General features: G+C 43.8%; 20 protein-coding genes and 1 pseudogene. 14 read left to right on the top strand and 7 right to left on the bottom strand.

Annotated features, from left to right (window positions below; translation table 11 throughout):
- The 3 genes and pseudogenes from IM462_RS18250 to IM462_RS18240 all read left to right on the top strand — a co-directional run.
- Window positions 1–220: pseudogene (locus IM462_RS18250) on the top strand (hypothetical protein); the annotation flags it as partial.
- A gap of 472 nt (window positions 221–692) precedes the next feature.
- On the top strand, window positions 693–1,643 hold the full coding sequence (locus IM462_RS18245; RefSeq protein ID WP_287700826.1) for an NAD-dependent epimerase/dehydratase family protein: 951 nt from the start codon (window positions 693–695) through the stop codon (window positions 1,641–1,643).
- A 50-nt stretch (window positions 1,644–1,693) separates the two neighbouring features.
- Window positions 1,694–2,449, top strand: a complete 756-nt coding sequence (locus IM462_RS18240; RefSeq protein ID WP_287700824.1) for a cobalt-precorrin-6A reductase — start codon at window positions 1,694–1,696, stop codon at window positions 2,447–2,449.
- Between the two features lie 66 nt (window positions 2,450–2,515).
- Here IM462_RS18240 and IM462_RS18235 read toward each other — a convergent pair whose 3' ends face one another.
- Window positions 2,516–3,343 carry a DUF3598 family protein gene (locus IM462_RS18235; RefSeq protein ID WP_287700830.1) on the bottom strand — a complete coding sequence of 276 codons (828 nt, stop codon included), beginning with the start codon at window positions 3,341–3,343 and terminating at the stop codon, window positions 2,516–2,518.
- A 37-nt stretch (window positions 3,344–3,380) separates the two neighbouring features.
- On the opposite strand from IM462_RS18235, the gene panD reads away from it, so the two are divergent.
- Together panD and IM462_RS18225 are read left to right on the top strand one after the other, a co-directional pair.
- Window positions 3,381–3,800, top strand: coding sequence for an aspartate 1-decarboxylase (gene panD, locus IM462_RS18230; RefSeq protein ID WP_002758245.1), 420 nt, complete (start codon window positions 3,381–3,383; stop codon window positions 3,798–3,800).
- A gap of 73 nt (window positions 3,801–3,873) precedes the next feature.
- Complete coding sequence (locus IM462_RS18225) at window positions 3,874–5,061, top strand: TRC40/GET3/ArsA family transport-energizing ATPase (RefSeq protein ID WP_287700821.1); 1,188 nt, start codon at window positions 3,874–3,876, stop codon at window positions 5,059–5,061.
- Window positions 5,062–5,444: 383 nt separating this feature from the next.
- On the opposite strand, the gene IM462_RS18220 is transcribed toward IM462_RS18225, so the two are convergent.
- Window positions 5,445–5,774 (bottom strand): NAD(P)H-quinone oxidoreductase subunit M, encoded by a 330-nt coding sequence (locus IM462_RS18220; RefSeq protein WP_002738864.1) that lies wholly within the window; start codon window positions 5,772–5,774, stop codon window positions 5,445–5,447.
- Window positions 5,775–6,140: 366 nt separating this feature from the next.
- On the opposite strand from IM462_RS18220, the gene rpsO reads away from it, so the two are divergent.
- The 6 genes from rpsO to IM462_RS18190 all read left to right on the top strand — a co-directional run bounded on the left by rpsO (window position 6,141) and on the right by IM462_RS18190 (window position 11,143).
- Window positions 6,141–6,410, top strand: a complete 270-nt coding sequence (rpsO, locus tag IM462_RS18215; protein WP_002738807.1) for a 30S ribosomal protein S15 — start codon at window positions 6,141–6,143, stop codon at window positions 6,408–6,410.
- A 24-nt stretch (window positions 6,411–6,434) separates the two neighbouring features.
- Window positions 6,435–6,899, top strand: a complete 465-nt coding sequence (locus tag IM462_RS18210; RefSeq protein ID WP_002738795.1) for a PAM68 family protein — start codon at window positions 6,435–6,437, stop codon at window positions 6,897–6,899.
- Window positions 6,900–6,957: 58 nt separating this feature from the next.
- Window positions 6,958–8,013: a 3-deoxy-7-phosphoheptulonate synthase gene (gene aroF / locus IM462_RS18205; protein ID WP_002750796.1), complete on the top strand. Its 1,056-nt coding sequence runs from the start codon at window positions 6,958–6,960 to the stop codon at window positions 8,011–8,013.
- Window positions 8,014–8,077: 64 nt separating this feature from the next.
- Window positions 8,078–8,731, top strand: a complete 654-nt coding sequence (locus IM462_RS18200; protein ID WP_287700819.1) for a Uma2 family endonuclease — start codon at window positions 8,078–8,080, stop codon at window positions 8,729–8,731.
- 7 nt (window positions 8,732–8,738) lie between these two features.
- Window positions 8,739–9,395 (top strand): Uma2 family endonuclease, encoded by a 657-nt coding sequence (locus IM462_RS18195; RefSeq protein WP_287700817.1) that lies wholly within the window; start codon window positions 8,739–8,741, stop codon window positions 9,393–9,395.
- 374 nt (window positions 9,396–9,769) lie between these two features.
- Window positions 9,770–11,143, top strand: coding sequence for an SUMF1/EgtB/PvdO family nonheme iron enzyme (locus IM462_RS18190; protein WP_287700815.1), 1,374 nt, complete (start codon window positions 9,770–9,772; stop codon window positions 11,141–11,143).
- 69 nt (window positions 11,144–11,212) lie between these two features.
- Here IM462_RS18190 and aspS read toward each other — a convergent pair whose 3' ends face one another.
- Entirely contained in the window at window positions 11,213–13,000 is a 1,788-nt protein-coding gene (gene aspS / locus IM462_RS18185; RefSeq protein ID WP_061431845.1) for an aspartate--tRNA ligase, read from the bottom strand.
- A gap of 220 nt (window positions 13,001–13,220) precedes the next feature.
- Between aspS and IM462_RS18180 the strand changes: the two genes are divergently transcribed.
- Entirely contained in the window at window positions 13,221–14,003 is a 783-nt protein-coding gene (locus IM462_RS18180; RefSeq protein ID WP_287700812.1) for an aldolase/citrate lyase family protein, read from the top strand.
- 971 nt (window positions 14,004–14,974) lie between these two features.
- On the opposite strand, the gene IM462_RS18175 is transcribed toward IM462_RS18180, so the two are convergent.
- Together IM462_RS18175 and IM462_RS18170 are read right to left on the bottom strand one after the other, a co-directional pair.
- A complete protein-coding gene (locus tag IM462_RS18175) occupies window positions 14,975–15,709 on the bottom strand; it encodes an SDR family oxidoreductase (protein WP_287700810.1) in 735 nt (244 codons plus the stop codon).
- A 38-nt stretch (window positions 15,710–15,747) separates the two neighbouring features.
- Complete coding sequence (locus IM462_RS18170; protein ID WP_287700808.1) at window positions 15,748–16,536, bottom strand: class I SAM-dependent methyltransferase; 789 nt, start codon at window positions 16,534–16,536, stop codon at window positions 15,748–15,750.
- 462 nt (window positions 16,537–16,998) lie between these two features.
- Between IM462_RS18170 and IM462_RS18165 the strand changes: the two genes are divergently transcribed.
- Together IM462_RS18165 and IM462_RS18160 are read left to right on the top strand one after the other, a co-directional pair.
- Window positions 16,999–17,325 (top strand): mannose-binding lectin, encoded by a 327-nt coding sequence (locus IM462_RS18165; RefSeq protein WP_287700828.1) that lies wholly within the window; start codon window positions 16,999–17,001, stop codon window positions 17,323–17,325.
- Between the two features lie 185 nt (window positions 17,326–17,510).
- Window positions 17,511–17,669: a microviridin/marinostatin family tricyclic proteinase inhibitor gene (locus tag IM462_RS18160; RefSeq protein WP_002750786.1), complete on the top strand. Its 159-nt coding sequence runs from the start codon at window positions 17,511–17,513 to the stop codon at window positions 17,667–17,669.
- Between the two features lie 154 nt (window positions 17,670–17,823).
- Here IM462_RS18160 and IM462_RS18155 read toward each other — a convergent pair whose 3' ends face one another.
- The gene (locus tag IM462_RS18155; protein WP_287700806.1) at window positions 17,824–18,303 is read right to left on the bottom strand and encodes a hypothetical protein; all 480 of its coding nucleotides are present in this window, start codon (window positions 18,301–18,303) and stop codon (window positions 17,824–17,826) included.
- Window positions 18,304–18,580: 277 nt separating this feature from the next.
- On the bottom strand, window positions 18,581–20,155 hold a 1,575-nt coding region (locus IM462_RS18150), incomplete at its 5' end, for a thioesterase domain-containing protein (RefSeq protein ID WP_287700804.1).

Here is a 20,155-nt window from a genome sequence, read left to right as displayed (position 1 = left end):
GGGTGTTAGCACCATGGCGTTTAACCTCAACGGTTTCAACTTCAACCAGTCGATTCTCGATTCTCAAGGTCGTGTAATCGGTACTTGGGCCGATGTGCTGAACCGCGCTGGTATCGGTATGGAAGTAATGCACGAGCGTAATGCTCACAACTTCCCCTTAGACTTAGCTAGTGGTGAACAGGCTCCTGTAGCTCTGACCGCTCCTGCTATCAATGGTTAATTCCTAGTCTGAACGAAAAGGCACTCCCGCGAGGGGGTGCTTTTTTGTTGTTAGAATTATGATAAGCGTTGCTGAATTAGGCGATGATTTGATAATTTTGGATTTTGGATTATTTTCTGAAATACTCAAATTCTGAAAATCCTGATCAGGTTTTGGATTGTTAGAACTATCTGTAAATATTAGAGTTCTTGCACAATTAATTTTTGATACTTCAAAAATGAGAAGAATAGGCATAAAATTGCATAAAATACCTGAATAGAGCATTTAAATTGATTAATGCTCATTCTTAATTCTCCTGACTACTGACTACTGGCTCGTGACTCCTCACCTAACGGAAGATTTTTGATTTTTGCAAGAGGTCTAATCTATCGATTTTGAGCCCTAAAAGCTGACAGCGGACGGCGGAAATTAATTGTGGTAAAAAGCGCAAAAATGATTACAATCGATACAAAATATCAACGACTAGGATTAAATGGCTACTCATATTGTTACTGGTGTCGCGGGTTTTATAGGTTCTAACTTGGCACAAAAGCTTTTAGAACAAGGAGATCAGGTGATCGGGATCGATCAATTTAACGATTATTATGACCCCAGTTTAAAGCGCAAAAATGCCCATATTCTAGCAAAATATCCCGAATTTAAGTTAATTGAAGCGGATATACAAGCCCTCGACTGGAGACAACTGTTGCAAGGAGTAGAAGTATTATTCCATCAGGCAGCCCAAGCAGGAGTCAGAGCAAGCTGGGGTGATGGATTTCGTCAATATACCGAAAGGAATATAAATGCTACTCAAATTATTCTTGAGGCCGCCAAGGAAACCCCTTCTTTACAACGGATGGTTTTTGCTTCCACTTCCTCGGTGTATGGCAATGCGGAAACGATGCCGACTCCGGAAACCCTTTGTCCCCAACCAGTTTCACCCTACGGCATCACCAAATTAGCGGCAGAAAGACTCTGTTGGCTATATCACCAGAATTTTAACGTTCCTGTCACTGCCTTGCGTTATTTCACCGTTTATGGACCGCGGCAACGTCCCGATATGGCTTTCCATAAGTTTTTTCAAGCGGCGATCGCGGGTAAACCGATCGGCATCTACGGGGATGGAAAACAAACCCGCGATTTTACCTTTATTAGCGATGCTGTAGCCGCCAATTTAGCCGCTGCCGTAGTGCCGGAAGCGGTGGGTGAGGTGTTTAATATTGGTGGTGGCAGTCGCGTAGTATTGCTGGATGTCTTGGATACCATGGAAAAAGTCATCGGTAAACCGATCGAGCGATCGCATCAAGGATTGGCCCGGGGAGATGCCCGTCACACCGCCGCCGATGTCACCAAAGCGCGTACTATTCTAGGTTATAATCCCCAAGTCTCTTTAGCCGAAGGATTAGCCCAAGAATGGCAGTGGATTCAGGGATTATATTGTTAAGTTAATTAGGGTTGGCTGAACATCAGTGGAAGCCTTTTGGCGATTGCTAGATGACTAAAAATAAAAGAGTGCTGATTTTAGGGGGAACGGGGGAAGCGGCGGCATTAGCGGCTAAAATTGCGGCAATTCCGGGTATAGATGCCATCGCTTCCTTTGCCGGTCGCACGAGAGAACCGATTACTCTCACAACTCCTTCTCGCCGGGGGGGGTTTGGTGGTGCCACTGGGTTAGCCAATTATCTGCGGCAAGAAGGCATTGATTGTTTAATTGATGCCACCCATCCCTTTGCCGCGCAAATTTCCTTTAATGCCGCTCAAGCCGCCTCGGATTGTGGTATTCCTCGATTAATCTTAAGTCGTCCAGCTTGGGAAAAAGTATCTGGAGATAATTGGATTGAAGTAGAAAACAATCAAGCGGCAGCGAATATTTTACCCGGGTTAGCGCCGCGGATATTTCTCACTATTGGTCGGCAAGAACTGGCAAGTTATGCACATTTAAACAATATCTGGTTTTTGATGCGGATGATTGACCCACCGGCAGCGGATGCCATCGTACCGATTGGAAAATTATTGTTGGAACGGGGGCCTTTTTCTTTGCAGTCAGAGCGCTCTCTTTTACAAGAATATAAGATTGGGGCGATCGTGAGTAAAAATAGCGGCGGTGATGCCACCTACGCCAAAATTATCGCCGCTAGAGAGTTGGGAATAACCGTGGTCATGGTACAACGTCCACCCGTACCTGAAGGAGAAAAAGTGGCAGATGTTAAAAGTGTCCTGTCATGGTTAGAAAAAAGATGGCTCTCTTGATGAGACCTCTTGCAAAAATCAAAAATCTTCCGTTAGGTGAGGAGTAGGGAGCCAGTAGTCGGTCGTCTAATAGTTTTCTTTTTCCTCCGTCACCAGAGTAATACCTGTCCATTCTCCCTTCTCGTTATAAGAACGAATTAAGCGCTGTCTTTGAGTAGGAGAAAGTAACCAACCTACCTCTAAAACAAAACGATGACCGGCAGTAATTTTCAGAGGTGTATTACAGGAAGCTCCATCCGGCAGCAGCAGGATTTGCATCGGCAGCGGACTATTTTCAAACAACAATCTTTGTCCCTCAATACGAGCGCTAGAAGTGATTTGATTATCGCCAAAAGTCAAAGTTTGCGAGAGATAATTATCCCCCTGACGCTCGATCAATACATGGGTAGAATAGGCAGCAGAATTATAAAAATCGCGTCCCGTTGTCACCGCCTGTCCTCGCCATTGACCCAGTAATTGCTCCACCGTTAACATCGGTCTTTCTGGTGACTGAGAATCAACTAACTTTTCCCGAATTAAAGTCAAGCGATCGAACTCACAGCGCTCATTAAATAACTGTACAATTCTTAATCGTCTTTCCCCAGAGATTAACCCAAATTCTGCTCCGAATTGTGAGGAAAAACTACTAAAATATAGAGAACCTTGACAAAAAGCTCCCGTCTGGCTAAATAGAATACCCTGATGGAGAGAACTATACTCTAAAATTAAATCTTCCGGCACTCGATCGCTGTAGAAACGGCGGACTAATTGACGAATCGATCGATTATTATTAATGCCTTGCAAAGATACCAAAGTCGGGGTATCTTCGATCAAGTCGCCTTGGGGAGACAGACGGGTAAAAGAACCTTGCCATTGACCGAGATTTTTTAGTAAACATTCCCACTGGGAGAGCATAATAATTGAGGTAATTGGGGGAAATAGGAAAAAATACATGGGAACAATTCGATTAATGCACGCCAAACTCCATCGAGTGCGCGTCAGCGAGGCTAACGTCGATTATGTCGGCAGTATCACTATCGATCGAGAATTGATTGAGCGGGTCGGTATTTTGCCCCTTGAAGAGGTGGATGTGGTCAATCTTAGCAATGGTAAGCGCTTTTCCACCTACGTTTTTCCCGGCCAAACCGGGGAAATTTGCCCCAACGGTGGTGCGGCTCTGCTCTGTCAACCCGGAGATATTTTGATTATCTATGCTTACGAACAACGTCCGAGGCAAGAAGTTCTCGAAAACGGTCATTTTGCCAAAGTTCTCGTCGCTGATGCCGAAAATCGCTGTCAGCAATTTTTTGAACAGAGCTTAATTCCCCGGGGTGATGGTCAAGGAGTGGAATTTTATAGCCAAGAATGCTGATTCTTGTCCTCAATTTGTTAACTTTCCCGTCATAATAAGAATAAGTAATGTAAACTTTCTTAAATCAGCCCCCATGCGTGTAATTCTCATGACCGGTAAGGGAGGCGTGGGTAAAACCTCCGTCGCCGCCGCTACAGGACTCCGCTGCGCCGAACTTGGCTATAAAACCCTAGTTCTCAGCACCGATCCCGCTCACTCTCTCGCTGACAGTTTCGATCTCGAATTAGGTCACGATCCTCGTTTGGTAAGCCCCCATCTCTGGGGGGCAGAATTAGACGCACTAATGGAATTGGAAGGCAACTGGGGCGCAGTAAAACGTTACATTACTCAGGTATTGCAAGCTAGGGGTTTAGATGGAGTGCAAGCGGAAGAATTAGCGATTTTACCCGGAATGGATGAGATTTTCGGCTTAGTTCGTATGAAACGCCATTACGATGAGGGTACTTATGATGTGTTGATTATCGATTCCGCACCCACGGGGACAGCTTTACGATTGTTGAGTTTGCCAGAGGTGGGCGGTTGGTACATGAGAAGATTTTACAAACCTTTACAGGGAATGTCGGTGGCATTGCGACCACTGGTGGAACCTTTTTTTCGACCGATCGCCGGTTTTTCCCTGCCGGACAAGGAAGTTATGGACGCTCCCTACGAGTTTTATGAGCAGATTGAGGCCCTAGAAAAGGTTTTGACCGATAATACTCAAACCTCGGTCCGTTTGGTGACAAACCCCGAAAAAATGGTGATTAAGGAGTCTTTACGCGCCCATGCCTATCTAAGTCTCTATAATGTTTCTACCGATTTAATTATTGCTAATCGGATTATTCCCGACAAAGTAACCGATCCTTTCTTTGCTCGTTGGAAAGAAAATCAACAGGGTTATAAACAGGAAATTTACGATAATTTTCATCCCTTACCGGTTAAGGAGGTTCCTCTCTACTCCGAAGAAATGTGTGGTTTACCCGCTTTAGAAAGACTGAAAGAAACTCTTTTTGCCGGGGAAGATCCGACTAAGGTTTATTACCACGAAAACACCATTCGGGTAGTTCAACAGGAAAATAACTACAGTCTGGAGTTATATTTACCCGGCATACCAAAGGAACAGATACAACTAAATAAAACTGGAGACGAGTTAAATATTCGCATTGGCAATCACCGTCGTAATTTAGTCTTGCCCCAAGCTTTGGCAGCCCTGAAACCTTCTGGAGCAAAAATGGAAGATGATTACCTGAAAATCTCTTTTAGCAACGTGGTAAAAGTTTAATTTCCCCAGATTGGGTGGAGCTAAGGGGAGTGGGGAGCTTTTCAGTGATCAGTAAACAGTGAACAGCGAACTGAAAACTCAAATTCGATCCCTGATAGCTATCTCCCCTCAACCGTCTCGACTAGGAAATTAATTTTGCACGACCACTTATCTCTTGGATTTGGTGGGTAAAATGTACTCTAAGATATATTCCCCCTAGCGCGGGGGTGGAACTAACCACAAAGACACAAAGGACACAAAGATCGATCCTATGTAAGTTAAACTTATCACACAGAACCTAGAAGAGCCATTGTTCCCTCACCCCAATTCGTGAAATTCCTCATTGCTGCGATGCAAATTCCCCACCTGCCTAGGTGTCCAGGTGGGGACTGACGCGGGATCGTTCACCCTAATTTTGGTAAACCCATACTATAGTTCTGTACTCTGGCGTTGAGATTATAGCTAATTTCGCCTTTTTGGAGGAGAGAACGGATAAAATGTTCTAGATCTGAACCGATGCGACGGAGATTATATTCGCTCAGTTCTTCCCCATTGTAGGATTCCACCAATTCATCGAACTTACTATAAACCTTATTGAGAGCCACTTCTTCCCAATTAAATTCATTATCGGGATCCACATCAAGAGTCAAGACATTGTTACTCTCGATTAATTGATTATTTTTTACTTCAGCCGTATAAATGCGAATATGACGGGTCGTGGATTTTAACAGCATGGAATCTTCAGGGTAAGTTAGACGCTATGTCTAAGATTTTGCCATGATTTGCGGAATTGGGGAATTGGGGAAGTGGGGGTGTGGGGTGTGGGGTGTGGGGTGTGGGGTGTGGGGTGTGGGGTGTGGGGTGTGGGGTGTGGGGTGTGGGGTGTGGGGTGTGGGGTGTGGGAATTATGGATTATGAAGTGGGGTAGATGGGGAAGTGGGGAAGCTGTCTCATCTCACCCTATCACCCTATCACCCCAAAACCCTATCACCCCAAAACCCTATCACCCCAAAACCCTATTACCCGAACAATGTTTACGGATCGACCAGAAACGTGATACTATGATAGGTTGCAGTGTTTAAGCAGAGATCACGAGTCCTATGGCCTTAACCCAGACCAAAAAACAAGAACTAATCAGCCAATATCAGGCCCACGAAACCGATACAGGATCATCGGAGTTACAAGTAGCTTTCTTAACCGAGAGAATCAACCAACTGACCGAACACCTGAAAGCTAACCCGAAAGACCATGCTTCCCGTCGGGGATTACTCCAGATGATCGGTCGTCGTCGGGGACTGTTAACCTATATCCAGAAGAAAGATCAACAACGTTATCAAACCCTGATTGGTCGTCTCGGAATTCGCCGTTAAGCTTACCCCCTTTGCATCCCTACCATGGCCTCTGAATCGAAATCGACGGAGAAAAAAGAGCGTCTTCCCTTTGAGCCGCGCCAAAATAAGCGAAAAACCCCGAAAATTGCCCCTAGTCCCGTGCCACCGCCGATAAAAAATCGCTCCGAGGAAACCAGCTTAAAGGCAATTCCGCAAGCGGTCAGTCAACGGATGGCCAAACGGATGGCGGTATTTTGTGGCATTCCGACAGTATTGGGGATAACTTCCTTTTTTGGCTTCTACTGGATTATTAGCCACAATCTTCTCGAAATCCCTTCCTACGTCGCCATGCTCGTCAGTTTAAGCCTATTTGGTCTAGGTTTTATCGGTCTGAGTTATGGCATCTTCTCCGCTTCTTGGGATGAGGATCGGGTGGGGGATTGGCTAGGATGGCAAGAATTTCAAGCTAATTTTGGCAGAACGATCGCTGCTTGGCGGTCCGGCAAAAAAGAAGTGGAAGAAAAATAGATAACCTCTAGAAATCGTCAACAATAGAGATTAAAGGAAAAAATAAAGGGTTAATGCCATGATTATTGTCATGAAAGTTGGTTCCCCGGAAATTGAAATCGAGCGCGTCAGTGCCGAATTCGAGGCATGGGGATTAAGTCCTGAAAAAATCGTCGGTAAGCATAAAGTTGTCATCGGTTTAGTCGGAGAAACCAGGGAATTAGACCCCCTACAAATCCAAGAACTAAGCCCTTGGATCGAAACCGTCCTGCGAGTCGAACAACCCTTCAAACGCGCCTCTTTAGAATACCGTCACGGGGAATACAGCGAGGTTTTAGTCCCCACTCCTAACGGTGTTATCCCCATCGGCAGAAATCATACCGTTAGCATTGTCGCCGGCCCCTGTTCGGTGGAAAATGAGGCGATGATCGTGGAAACTGCCAAACGAGTGGCAGCAGCCGGAGCGCAATTCCTCCGGGGTGGTGCCTACAAACCCCGCACTTCTCCCTATGCTTTCCAAGGTCACGGGGAAAGCGCTTTGGAATTACTAGCGGCGGCTAGAGATGCCAGTGGTTTGGGTATTATCACGGAAGTAATGGACGCGGCAGATCTCGATAAGATTGTCGAAATAGCCGATGTGGTGCAAGTGGGGGCCCGCAATATGCAGAATTTTTCCCTCTTGAAAAAAGTTGGGGCGCAACCGAAACCAGTCCTACTCAAGCGCGGCATGGCGGCCACTATTGAAGATTGGTTGATGGCGGCAGAATATATCCTCGCGGCAGGAAATAGCAATGTCATTCTCTGCGAACGCGGTATCCGCACCTTTGACAGTAAATATACTCGTAATACCCTAGATTTATCCTGTATTCCCGTTTTAAGAACTTTAACTCACCTGCCGATCATGATCGATCCTAGCCACGGTACGGGTAAATGGGAATATGTACCGACCATGGCCATGGCTTCCCTGGCAGCTGGGGCCGATTCCTTGATGATCGAGGTACATCCTAACCCGGCCAAGGCCCTATCTGATGGGCCGCAATCCTTGACTCCCGACCGGTTCGATCGATTAACTCAGGAGTTAGCGGTCATCGGTAAGACGATTGGGCGTTGGCCCCAGGTTCCGGCACTGGTTTAATAAGATAATAAGGGGGTGAATCAACCCCCTTTTTTGGGCATAAATTTCGCTTTTCGGGGCAGTTATGGTGACAGTTCCTCTGGAGTTAAATACTGAGCAAATTAGGGGTGAAAAACGGGTAGTTTTTAATCATCTCAGTTGGTTATCCTATCGGCAAATTTTACAGGCCCTAGGGGAAAATAATCGCGCCCATTTATTTTATGATCGTGGCACTTTAGAGATTACTATGCCCCTAGAAGAACACGAGTTTTATCGAGAGTTAATCGGACGTTTTATCTATTTTTTGGTGTCCGAATTGGGTTTAAAAATTAAAAGTATGGGTTCTACAACTCTAGCTAGGGAAGATTTAGAACGAGGGGCAGAACCTGACAATGCTTACTATATTCAAAATCAAGCTAAAGTGCTAGGAAAAAGAATTAATTTAACTGAAGATCCGCCCCCAGATTTAGTGGTGGAAGTGGATATAACCCACACGGATATTAATAAATTAGCACTTTATGCCCGTTTGGGAGTGCCGGAATTATGGCGTTTTAATGGAGAAATCTGGCGCATTTATCGGTTAGAAAAGGGGGTTTATCAGGAAGGAGAATTTAGTCCGACTTTTCCCCTAGTTCCCAAAACTAAACTCTATGAATTTTTAGCCACTGCTAAAGAGGATGAAGTCAGGGCAGAAAAGAATTTAAGAGCATGGGTTGTTAGTCAACTAGCTGAAAGTTGAGGTAATTATGGTGACAGTTCCTCTGGAGTTAAATACTGAGCAAATTAGGGGCGAAAAACGGGTAGTTTTTAATCATCTCAGTTGGTTATCCTATCAGCAAATTTTACAGGCCGTAGGGGAAAATAATCGCGCCCATTTATTTTATGATCGTGGTACTTTAGAGATTACTATGCCCCTAGAAGAACACGAGTTTTATCGAGAATTAATCGGATTATTTATTCGGATTTTGGTGGTAGAATTGGGTTTAAAAATTAAAAGTATGGGTTCCACAACTCTAGCTAGGGAAGATTTAGAACGAGGAGCAGAACCTGACAATGCCTACTATATTCAAAATCAAGCTAAAGTGCTAGGAAAAAGAATTAATTTAACTGAAGATCCGCCCCCAGATTTAGTGGTGGAAGTGGATATAACCCACACGGATATTAATAAATTAGAACTTTATGCCCGTTTGGGAGTGCCGGAATTATGGCGTTTTAATGGAGAAATCTGGCGCATTTATCGGTTAGAAAAGGGGGTTTATCAGGAAGAAGAATTTAGTCCCACTTTTCCCCTAGTTCCGAAAACTAAACTCTATGAATTTTTAGCCACTGCTCAAGAGGATGAAGTTAAAGCAGAAAAGAATTTAAGAGCATGGGTTGTTAGTCAACTAGCTAAAAATAATTAACTAGGGTTTGCTGAAAAAGTTTGTTGGTGGGGTTAGGAGCCGGTCGTTAGGAGACAGGAGAATTAAGAATGAGTAATAATCAATTAAATGGTTTATTTAGGGTTGGCTGAATAAATGTGAAATGTAGGCAAGGTAAGGTTTTTGTGGCTTTTCTCGCTCCCACAGGTGCCAGATTTTGAGAGAATCGTCCTTCAAAACCTTGCGTCTTCATCGGCCCGCGTCCTGTAGGGGCGAAGCATTCGGGCAATAACCTATCGGTGAAACTGGAGATTTTCTATCCGAATGCTTCGCCCGTACTTTTTCAGCAAGCCCTATTTAGAGATTTTCTGCCAGTTAATCTGGCTCTCCCCTACTTGTGGTCATAAGAAAAAGTTATGAAAAAGTCAGAGATCCAAATTTTCCTAGCTCACGCTAGTGAGGACAAACCAGCAGTTTTGGCACTGCATGACCGCCTTAAGCAAGCGGGATATAAACCTTGGTTGGATGAAAAAGACCTGATTCCGGGTCAAATTGGGCGAGATGAAATTCCGAAAGCGATTGAAGCTAGTCAGATTTTTCTCGCCTGTCTGTCAGGGAAATCGGCTAATAAGCAGGGATACATCCAACGGGAGTTGAGGATTGCACTTGATATCTTGGGAGAGATGCCACCGGGGACAATTTTTTTTATTCCTATGAGGTTAGAAGAATGCGAAATTCCTGATCTGCGAAGTGCAGAAGTTGGCTTGAAGCTGCGAGATATTCACCGGCTTGATTATTGGAAAGAAGACGGATTTGAGCAACTAGAAAGAGCAATTACCCATCAGTTCAATCCTGAACCAGAAGAACCAAAAAAACCCGTAATCGTCACTCCACCGTTATCAGTATTTAACTTTGAGATCGTGGGAGTAAATGCGAAGGGTGAGCAAATCAAAAAAGAGTCGAAGCAGTCCCAATATTTCAGCGAAGATTTGGGCAACGGCATCACCCTAGAAATGGTTGCCATCCCGGGGGGTACATTCACGATGGGAACGGAAGACGAGGAAATCGAAAGACTGGTTAAAAAATTTAATTGGGAAGGATTTAGAAGGGAAAGACCACAACATGAAGTAACTGTCCCACCCTTCTTTATGGGTAAATACCCCATCACCCAGGCCCAGTGGAAAGCGATCGCCTCTCGCACGGATTTAAAGGTTAAACAAGACCTTGATTTCAACCCAGCCTGTTTTAAAGACCGTTCCGATAGCGATCGCCGTCCCGTGGAACAAGTCAACTGGTACGATGCGATCGAGTTCTGTGCGAGATTATCGAAACTAACGGTTCGGGAATACCGACTACCCAGTGAAGCAGAATGGGAGTACGCTTGTCGTGCTGGAACCACCACCCCGTTTTACTTTGGGGAAACCATTACCGGGGAATTGGCCAACTACAGGTCCAGCGAAACCTACGCCGAGGAAGTGAAGGGAGAATATCGAAAAGAAACGACTGCCGTGGGACAATTTCCTCCCAACGCCTTTGGACTGTACGATATGCACGGCAATGTCTGGGAGTGGTGCGCCGATACTTGGCACGATAACTATGACGGTGCGCCGACGGATGGCAGTGTCTGGATAGAAAATGGGGATGATAATCGTTCTCCTCTGCGGGGCGGTTCTTGGTACGCCTATCCCCATGCCTGCCGTTCCGCTTACCGCGTCGACAACTACCGCCGCGGCAGCTTCAGCAATGATCGTGGTTTTCGGGTGGTGTGCGGTGCTGGGAGGACTTTGTAGCAGAAAAGAATTTAAGAGCATGGTGTCAACAGACTTTTAAAAATTAGGTGGGCATTGCCCACCCTAATCTTAGGATGGCGGTTTGTAGGTAGAAGCAACGGATAATTCCTTTAATTGCTTCGCTGCCACTGTTGAAGGTGCAGAAGTGAGTAAACAACTAGCTTGCTGGGTTTTCGGGAAAGCAATCACATCGCGAATCGATTCTTCTCCTGCTAACAACATCACCAAGCGATCTAAACCGTAGGCGATGCCACCGTGGGGAGGGGTTCCGTATTCAAAAGCTTCTAACAAAAAGCCGAATTTATTATAGGCTTCCTCTGGGGATAGACCGATGGTAGCGAAGACTTTTTCCTGTACTTCCCGTTGATAAATCCGCAAACTGCCGCCACCGATTTCAATACCATTAAAAATCATATCGTAGGCTAGGGCGCGAGCGTGGGCTAGATCGTCTAAATCTTCGGGATTAGGGGCAGTAAAAGGGTGATGCAATGCTTCTAGGCGTTTTTCCTCGGCGTTGTATTCAAACATCGGGAAATCCGTCACCCAGAGGAGGTTGATTTTCTCAGGATCAATTAATCCCAATTGTTCCCCTAAAACTAAGCGTAGGCGGGATAGGGATTTATTGACTGTATCGGTATCTCCCGCCCCAAATAAGAGCAGATGCCCCGGTTTTGCGCCAGTCTTCTCGATTAAAGCCTGTTTTTGTGCCTCTGTTAGGTTATCTTTAATCGCACCAATGGTATCAAAATCGTAATCTTCGCGCACGCGGATGTAGGCGATTCCCTTCGCACCCGCATCGGTGGCTTCTTTGAATAAATCCCCACCCGGTTTGATTCTGACGTTAGAAATCGCCTCGTTACCGTTGGGAATCGGTAAAACTTTCACCGTCCCCCCACTGGCGATCGCACCTGAAAACACCTTAAATCCCGAATCGGCAAAAATCTCCGCCACATTGACCAATTCCAAGCCAAAACGGGTATCGGGGCGATCAACCCCATAGCGATCCATAGCCTCAGCATAGGTTAAACGGGGCAGGGGCAGGCTTATATCGATATTTTTGACTTTTTTGAAGATATGAGCGATTAAAGCCTCATTTAGGGCTAAAATCTCAGGTAAGGAGAGAAAACTCATCTCCATATCCAACTGAGTAAATTCCGGTTGACGATCAGCGCGCAGATCTTCATCGCGGAAACAGCGGGCGATTTGATAGTAGCGATCCATTCCCGACACCATTAATAATTGCTTAAATAGTTGCGGTGATTGGGGTAAAGCGTACCATTGGCCAGGGTTGACACGGGAAGGAACCAGATAATCCCGCGCCCCTTCGGGAGTCGATCGAGTTAAAATTGGTGTTTCCACTTCGATAAAATGCTGTTCATCTTCGAGAAAACGGCGCATTTCTTTGACAACTTGGTGACGTAGTTGTAAATTCTGACTCATACGCTCCCGGCGTAGGTCTAGATAGCGGTATCGCAAGCGCACATCTTCCCGGACTGATTCACTTTCGGAACTGGAGACGACAAAAGGCAGTTGTTTAGTAACCCCGTTGAGAATCTCGATGCTAGTGGCGTAAATTTCGATTTCTCCGGTGGCAATGCGCGGGTTAAGGGATTCGGTAGGCCTTTGACTGACTGTTCCCGTCACCTTGAGGACATACTCGTTTCTGACGGTTTCAGCGATGGGGTAGGAAGCGGGGGTTCGTTGGGGATCGCTGACGATCTGGACAATACCACTGCGATCCCGCAGATCAATAAAAATAACGCCACCGTGATCGCGACGGCGATCGACCCAACCGAAGAGGGTGACACTTTTTTCAATTTCGATCGCGCTAAGGTCGCCACAGTAGTGAGTTCGCATAGTCTAACTAGAGAATTACTTATATTACGAATGTAGTATAGAAAGGATGTGGCCAGAAAAAAATCAGACGGCCTTGCTTATTATGCCAGTATTTTGTCGCTTTTGTCCTCTTGTTTAGGGTATTTTTATGGTCTTCTAGTCCTCAGCTATCGGCTTTTCGCAGATCGGCTATAATCAACAAGGCTCATCTAGCAGTTACCGATTTTGAACGATTAAAATCATGAATTCCTTAGAAAAAAAAATGGTGGAACTGTTAAGAGAACTCAGGGAAGATCACCATGTTTCAGGGGTAAAAGCGGAATTCGAGACAGAAGGAACCCGACTGACGGAAGCGATGCGCTTGAAAGAAATTAGTCTGAAAGCGGGGGTAGATTTTAATCTGAAAATTGCTGGTTGCGAAGCGATCAGAGATATCTTTGATGCGGTTAATTTAGGAGTTGATCGCTTGATTGCTCCCATGGTAGAAACAGCCTACGCTTTACAAAAATATCTGCGGGCAGCTAGGAGGGTTTTAGCTGACCAAGGGGTGGAAGATGTGGAGTTATTGGTTAATATCGAAACGATTACTGCCTGTGAGAATTTTCAGGAAATGTTGGCGATTCCAGAGATAAAATCTCTCCATGGTATCGTCATCGGACGGATGGATTTAGCCTGTTCTTTGGGATTAACCCGTCAGGATGTGAATAGCAAGCAAGTTTTGGATCTGGCTTTACCTTTGGCAAAAAAAGCTAAGGCTGCCGGTTTGACTGTTGCCATTGGGGGTGGAGTGTCACTAGATTCTTTAACGTTTTTCAAAATGTTCTGCCAAGGACATTTTGACCGCTTCGAGACGCGCAAAGTTATCTTTGATTGTCCCCAAGCTTTGGATAATTTCAGTTTAGCTTTGCCAAAAGCGATCGAGTTTGAATTACTCTGGCTAGAGAATAAGAAAAATTATTATGGTGCTATTGTTCGTGAAGATGACCGGCGTTTAGAAATCCTCCATAATTTACTTTTTGGTTAAAGATATTGATCCTTCGATCGACCGCTCAAAACCTAGGCAGCAAAGTTATACGGATGTGGACTCATTGGCTCTTCTCGACTTTGTGTGATAATTTTTGCTTATGGAATTGTGAAATGCTTATCGGGCAAGACTTTTATGGCTATTTTGCCGAAGAAACTATCAGTATAGACCTCGTTTCCACAGAGAAACCAGAAGAGCCAAGAGAGCCACTTATTATGAATAACTTCTGTTAAGTAAGTAGTTATAATTAAATTGAAGATAGATTTTGCCTCTGATCCCCCCTGCCCCCCTTGATAAGGCTATCCCTTATAGGGATCTTTCTTAACAATTTTTGCAGTAAGCACTCCAACCCTTATCCTGACTTGATTTCAGTTTTTTCTTTGTCAGTAAGGGTGTCAACAAGGAATATTATAGATTGTTAACCGAGTCTTGAAAGCCTTGTGCCACAAAGGTTTGAAATGTTAAGAAAGATGTGACTAAAGGACAGCTTGATAAGGGGGGTGCCGATAGGCGGGGGGATCCCCCCTGCCCCCCTTGATAAGGGGGGTGTCTGACAACTTTTAACACCTACCTACTTAATTATTTTAAGGTGGTGATTCGGTAGTAGTGAAAAAATTAAAAATTATCTCTCTAATATACCGTTTCTCTCTCTATCACTATGAATACGGTCCTATCCATTAGTCACATCTTTCTTAACATTTTAACCCTTTGTAGCACAGGGCTTTCAAGACTCGGTTAACAATCTATAATATTCCTTGTTGACACCCTTACTGACAAAGAAAAAACTGAAATCAAGTCAGGATAAGGGTTAGAATGCTTACTGACAAAATTGTTAAGAAAGATCCCTATAAGGGATAGGGTACTTATTAATTTTCCTGCATTTTTCTGCTCACTTTGTTATTTTCGCTCTTCTGCTCTGACACCAGATTTTTTGTTCTCGAGGATTTCTCGGTCTTTTTTCACCATTTCTTTTAAAGAGTAACTCCACCGTCCACAGGTAAAACCACACCTGTCATATAGGGGTTGATAATCAAACTCAATACTGCTAGAGCGACTTCTTCGGGTTGCCCTAAATGTTCGACAGGTAGGGCAGAAACCGCCCATTTGCTTAAGTCCGAGCGTTCTGAATCACCTTGACTGCTCCAGATAGTTGTATCTTCTATTAATCCGGGGGCAACAACGTTAACGCGAATAGGAGCGATTTCTAGGGCGAGGGCGCGTCCAAATACGGCTACGGCACTATTAGCGGCGGCTATGACGGAAATTCCGCCCATTTTGGAATATTTGAACATAGTAACGCTGGATGTCAGGGTAATAGAACCGTCCTTGGCCAAAGTTTTCAGGGAGCCACGCACGGCTAAAAAGGTTGCCCAGAATTTCTCCATACCTCCCCGGGCCGTTTCTGTGGTCATTTCGGTTAATAAGGCTCGCGGCATATTTCTGTCTCCGAGAGAGGTGACTACTAAATGGTCAAAGTTGCCAATTTCTGCAAAAAAGGCATTAACAGAATCTTCTTCTAAAAAATTAACAGTTTTGGCTTCAATCTCCCCGGAAATTAGGGCAACAGCGGCAGCTAATTTCTCTTGAGAAGCATGGGAAAGCACCACTTTTGCCCCCAGGGAGAGCAATTTTTCGGCAATCGCTAGGTCAATCCCGGAGCTTGCACCAATAATAACGACTTTTTTACCCGATAAGGAATCAAACATTTTTTTGTCTCCAAAAATTCAAGAAAAACTGACAACTATTACAGTATATTGACTGGCTTTTGGGCAGCAACTAACCAATAAGTTATGGCCGAGGAACTTAGCAAATTATCCAGAGCCTTAATGTTTAAATTATAGGTTTCTTCGTCTAATTTTCCTGATTGAAATTCCTCGGTTAACCAAGACTTAAGATGGCGAAAATGTCTGAACCAGCACTCCTCCGTCACCTCGACAAATTGAACATCTTTAAACCCTGCCTGTTGATAAAGATTTTGATACTCTGCAATATCTTTGACCGTGTTTGCTTGGGGAACTGTCCAATCCCCCAAAAGTTCTGTTGTGGCAAAACTCAGATCTGAGAGAATTAAGGTTCCCCCCGGCTTTAATACTCGCCAAGCTTCTTGGAAGAATTGCTGTCTAGTATTAAAATAAAAAGCCGCTTCTACACAAATAATTTGCTCAAAAGAATGATCAGCAAAATCCATCTCTACCGCATCCATTAACAGAAATTTACCCTCGGGAAAATTCAAGAGACTTCTGGCAATTTGTGTCGGAGAAATGTTAATCCCCACAATTGCTGTCAATGGGTAATATTTGAGAAGATAATGAGTAGTTGCTCCTAAACCACAGCCAACATCAAGAATTGTTCCCTGTTTGTTGGGAATAAATTCTAAAAGTTTCTCCATCAGAGTAGAGGATGCTTCCTGTTGATCTTGAGTATGGGAGAGCCAATAACCGACATTAAAAAACTCTCTTTCACCATAAAACTCTCGAATCGAAGGACTACAAATTAAATCATCGAATCTACTAATCCATTCATTTTTATCCATTGTTAAACTCACTTAACTCTTTCGGCAAAAACTACATTAGTCTAACACGATTGGGCTTAGTAGAACGCACTTTCCGCACTTCTTAACATTCAATTGATAATTTTTACTAATATATTGCTTACAATCCTTTGCCAGTAAAGATTATAGCTACAATCATGGATTTTTATCAAGGTGAAGAATTGCAAATTTTTTTCTCAGAAAAAATCAATTATTGAAATTTTTCTCAATAGTAGTTTCTACAATGAAGGTTTTTCGTCAAAACATCTTGGGAAATGTAAAAATATATATAGCGGTAAGCACTTGAGTGAGATACAAACCAAGCTTTGCCTAGCATGGTTTATAGCTCGTGACACTGTACCTCATACGACTGCACACCGCTATAAAAGTATATGAAGATGTGCGGAATGTCGGCTGTTAAGGCACTATGCTGAATCATACTGTTTTTAAAAACACAGAGTTGTCATATCTAATTTTTCGCACACTTGTAGCCGTATCAACTACGACCCTAACAGCACAATCCTGAGTGCTGAGTGCCAAGCTCGCGATGGAGAATGGCTCCCCACCGAACTGACGCTTAGTGACCATATCGGTAATATAGATGGGGAATTGCAGTTCGGGGATCAAAACTTCCAAGAAACCTGCCAAGATTGTTACCTTGAGTTCGGGGATGGAGAGCAATCCCTATGGTTGGTGTGTACTTGTCAAACAATGGATGGGAAATGGAAACCTACGCAAATACTGTTAGACAGTCAGATCGATAATAACGATAGCCAACTGGAAATCGGATAGGGTAGGAGAGGACGCAAGAAATCCACGATTCCGCTATCTGTTGGCTAGGAAACCTACACTTACCCGCAAGAAAAGTGTAGGTAGTTCACCAAGTATTTGACTTGAGTAAGACGGCAATATATGTTACTATCGCAAGGTAATCGCAGCTAGCTTGAAAAAGCTGCCACTCAAAACTAGGAATGACCATGAATTATCCTAATAGCGAACAAAGTAAAGCAATCCCCTTCTTTGCTCGTTTTTTATCTGCGGACCAAGACGAGGCTCCGACTCCCGATTCCCCCCCCGATTCTGAACCCGCTCCCGTTTGGACTTGGAAATGGCCTTCTGACTGGGAAGATAGTTAATTAATTTAAAAATTGCTTTCAGTAATTCAGACAGAAATAAACTGCCGCCATAAGTCAAGCAGGAGTAAGATTTATGGCGGTTTTTTGTTGTATTTAGGGTTTGCTAAACAAGTCAATTGGCTGGTGGAGGCAGCAGTGCTTAGTCAAGTTAAAACTACTCTTCAGCAATTTCGACTTCTTTGGGAGCAATGGGTTCTTCGGCAGCAATTTCTACTTCAATAGCCTTTTTCAGGTTAAGTTTTAGAACTTGAGAAATTGGCAAACCTTCCACCTCATTGATGAGATATTCTTGAGTTTCTGTTTCACGACGTTTGAGATAGACCGTTTTAAGCAGTGCCTCAATGCCATAACCCGTCACAATGTCACCAATAATGGTAGAAAGGCCTAAGACCCCAAGTCCACCAATTAGTCCCAGCGGACCGCCTAACCCAAAAAGTGCGTAAATCGCAGGATAGGCAGTACCACCGGATGCGGCAACAGCAATAATGAAAATAATGCCGGGGAGTCCAAGAGATGCAAGTTTTTGAACAACTTCATCCAGAGAAATTCCCCAGGAGACAAGTTTTTTGTTGATGTCTGTGGGATTAATTCCGAGAAAATCATGGGGAATGGCCGTTTCAGTAGTTTCCGTCATTGATGAGACTCCTAAAATCACTAAGTTGGATTGGTTGGTCGGGATTTCATTCATATAAAATCCATGGTAAGGCAAAAGAATACAAATCGGCTGTCTAGCAATCAGATGCCTTGCAGCATTCTACATTAGTCTTACCGTTCACACAACTTGTAGAAAATCGTCAGTTCTTAGATTAAATCCTGTTTAAAAGATAGAGGAGATTGGGGAGAAACAATTGATAACTGGGTTTTTCAAGTTGGATTGGGAGTTAACCATAGTCTTAAAAACGGGTTTGGTATCAAATATCAAGGCAAACTTTTAACTCTTCGGCTAAAATCTGGACATGGGGTTCCACCATAATCGAGACATGATTTCCTAGTACGAAATGAATCTCAACTGGCTCTGTAGAAAATTCACTCCAGCCTAAAGAGGAATCCTCGCAATCTCCAGCTATTAAATCTTTATTTGGATCATCAGATAATTCCTCACTGGCCCGTATAATCGTAATTTTACCAGGATAAATCTGTTTAGGGAGATAATCAATCAGACATAAACAGCTAGTTTTATAGGCTTGGACAATTTTTTCAAGCTGTCTAGTTTCCGCATTGGGAGGAAGCATATTAGCCAGTTTAAAAAAGTTTAAGGCGTATCTTAATTGTTCCTCCACTGTTAAGAGTTGAAGAGTTTCATAGGAAATATCGATGGTTTTATCTAAATAAACTTCGATACCTTTGCTGACTTCAGCTAACCACCGCGCATGATCCCAATTAATATAATCAAGCAAAATTTGTTTGTCTTTATAAGTGGGTGCTGAAGAATCAATGATTGCTAGTAATGCCACTTGTTGACCCTGATTAACCAACTGTTGAGCCATTTCAAAAGCCACATTACCACCGTAGGAATGTCCTCCCAAAAAGTAGGGTCCTTGGGGTTGTAAATCCTGCATGGCTTTAAGATAAATACTGGCTATATCCTCAATGCGAGTGATTTCTCCAAACTGTTGATAGAGATCATTTTCAAAACTGTAGAAAGGTTGATCTTTTCCTAAACAACGTCCTAAATGGTAAAAATAAAATGGTCGTCCCCCGGCGCCTGGAACACAGAAGAAAGGAGGCTTTGAACCCTGGGGTTGAATGGGAACCAAACAAGACTGGTTAGAGGAATCTGCATCGGTTTCGATAATAGTCGCTAACTGTTCAATAGTTGGGTTTTGAAATAGTGTAGTTACGGCAATTTCTTTGCCTAACTGTTCTTGAATTTGGGTGATTAAATAAGGAGCTAAAAGGGAATGACCACCGAGATCAAAAAAGTTATCATGCACGCTAATTTTGTCAATCTTTAGCACTTTTGACCAGATTTGCACGAGGTTTAATTCTAACTGATTACGCGCTTCAATAAATCTGTCTGAATCACTGGTATTACTGGGAGCTTTTAACGCACGGCGATCAATTTTTCCGTTAGCTGTTAAAGGGAAAAACTCCAGCAGCACAAAAGCACCAGGAACCATATAACCGGGCAATTTATCGCTAAGAAATTGACGCAAATCGCCACTTGTTAGCTTTACTCCTAGCTTAGGCACAATATAGGCAACTAACTGTTTTTCCCCGGGATTATCTTCACGAACAATCACACAAGAAGACTGTACCGCCTGATTTTGACTAAGTACAGCCTCAATTTCTCCCAATTCAATACGGAAGCCGCGAAGTTTTACTTGATTGTCAATCCGTCCTACATATTCAATATTACCATCGGGTAAATAACGGGCCAAGTCTCCCGTTTTATATAATTTTGACGGCTCATTGCCCCCCTTATTAAGGGGGGTTGGGGGGATCACTTCATCCTTCTCAAAAGGATTAGGAATAAATTTTTCTTG

It is taken from the genome of Microcystis sp. M144S2, assembly GCF_020246065.1.
Classification (GTDB): Bacteria; Cyanobacteriota; Cyanobacteriia; order Cyanobacteriales; family Microcystaceae; genus Microcystis; species Microcystis ichthyoblabe_A.
The sequence above is the reverse complement of the archived record's forward strand: the minus strand, read 5'-3'. Positions and strand labels throughout refer to the sequence as shown.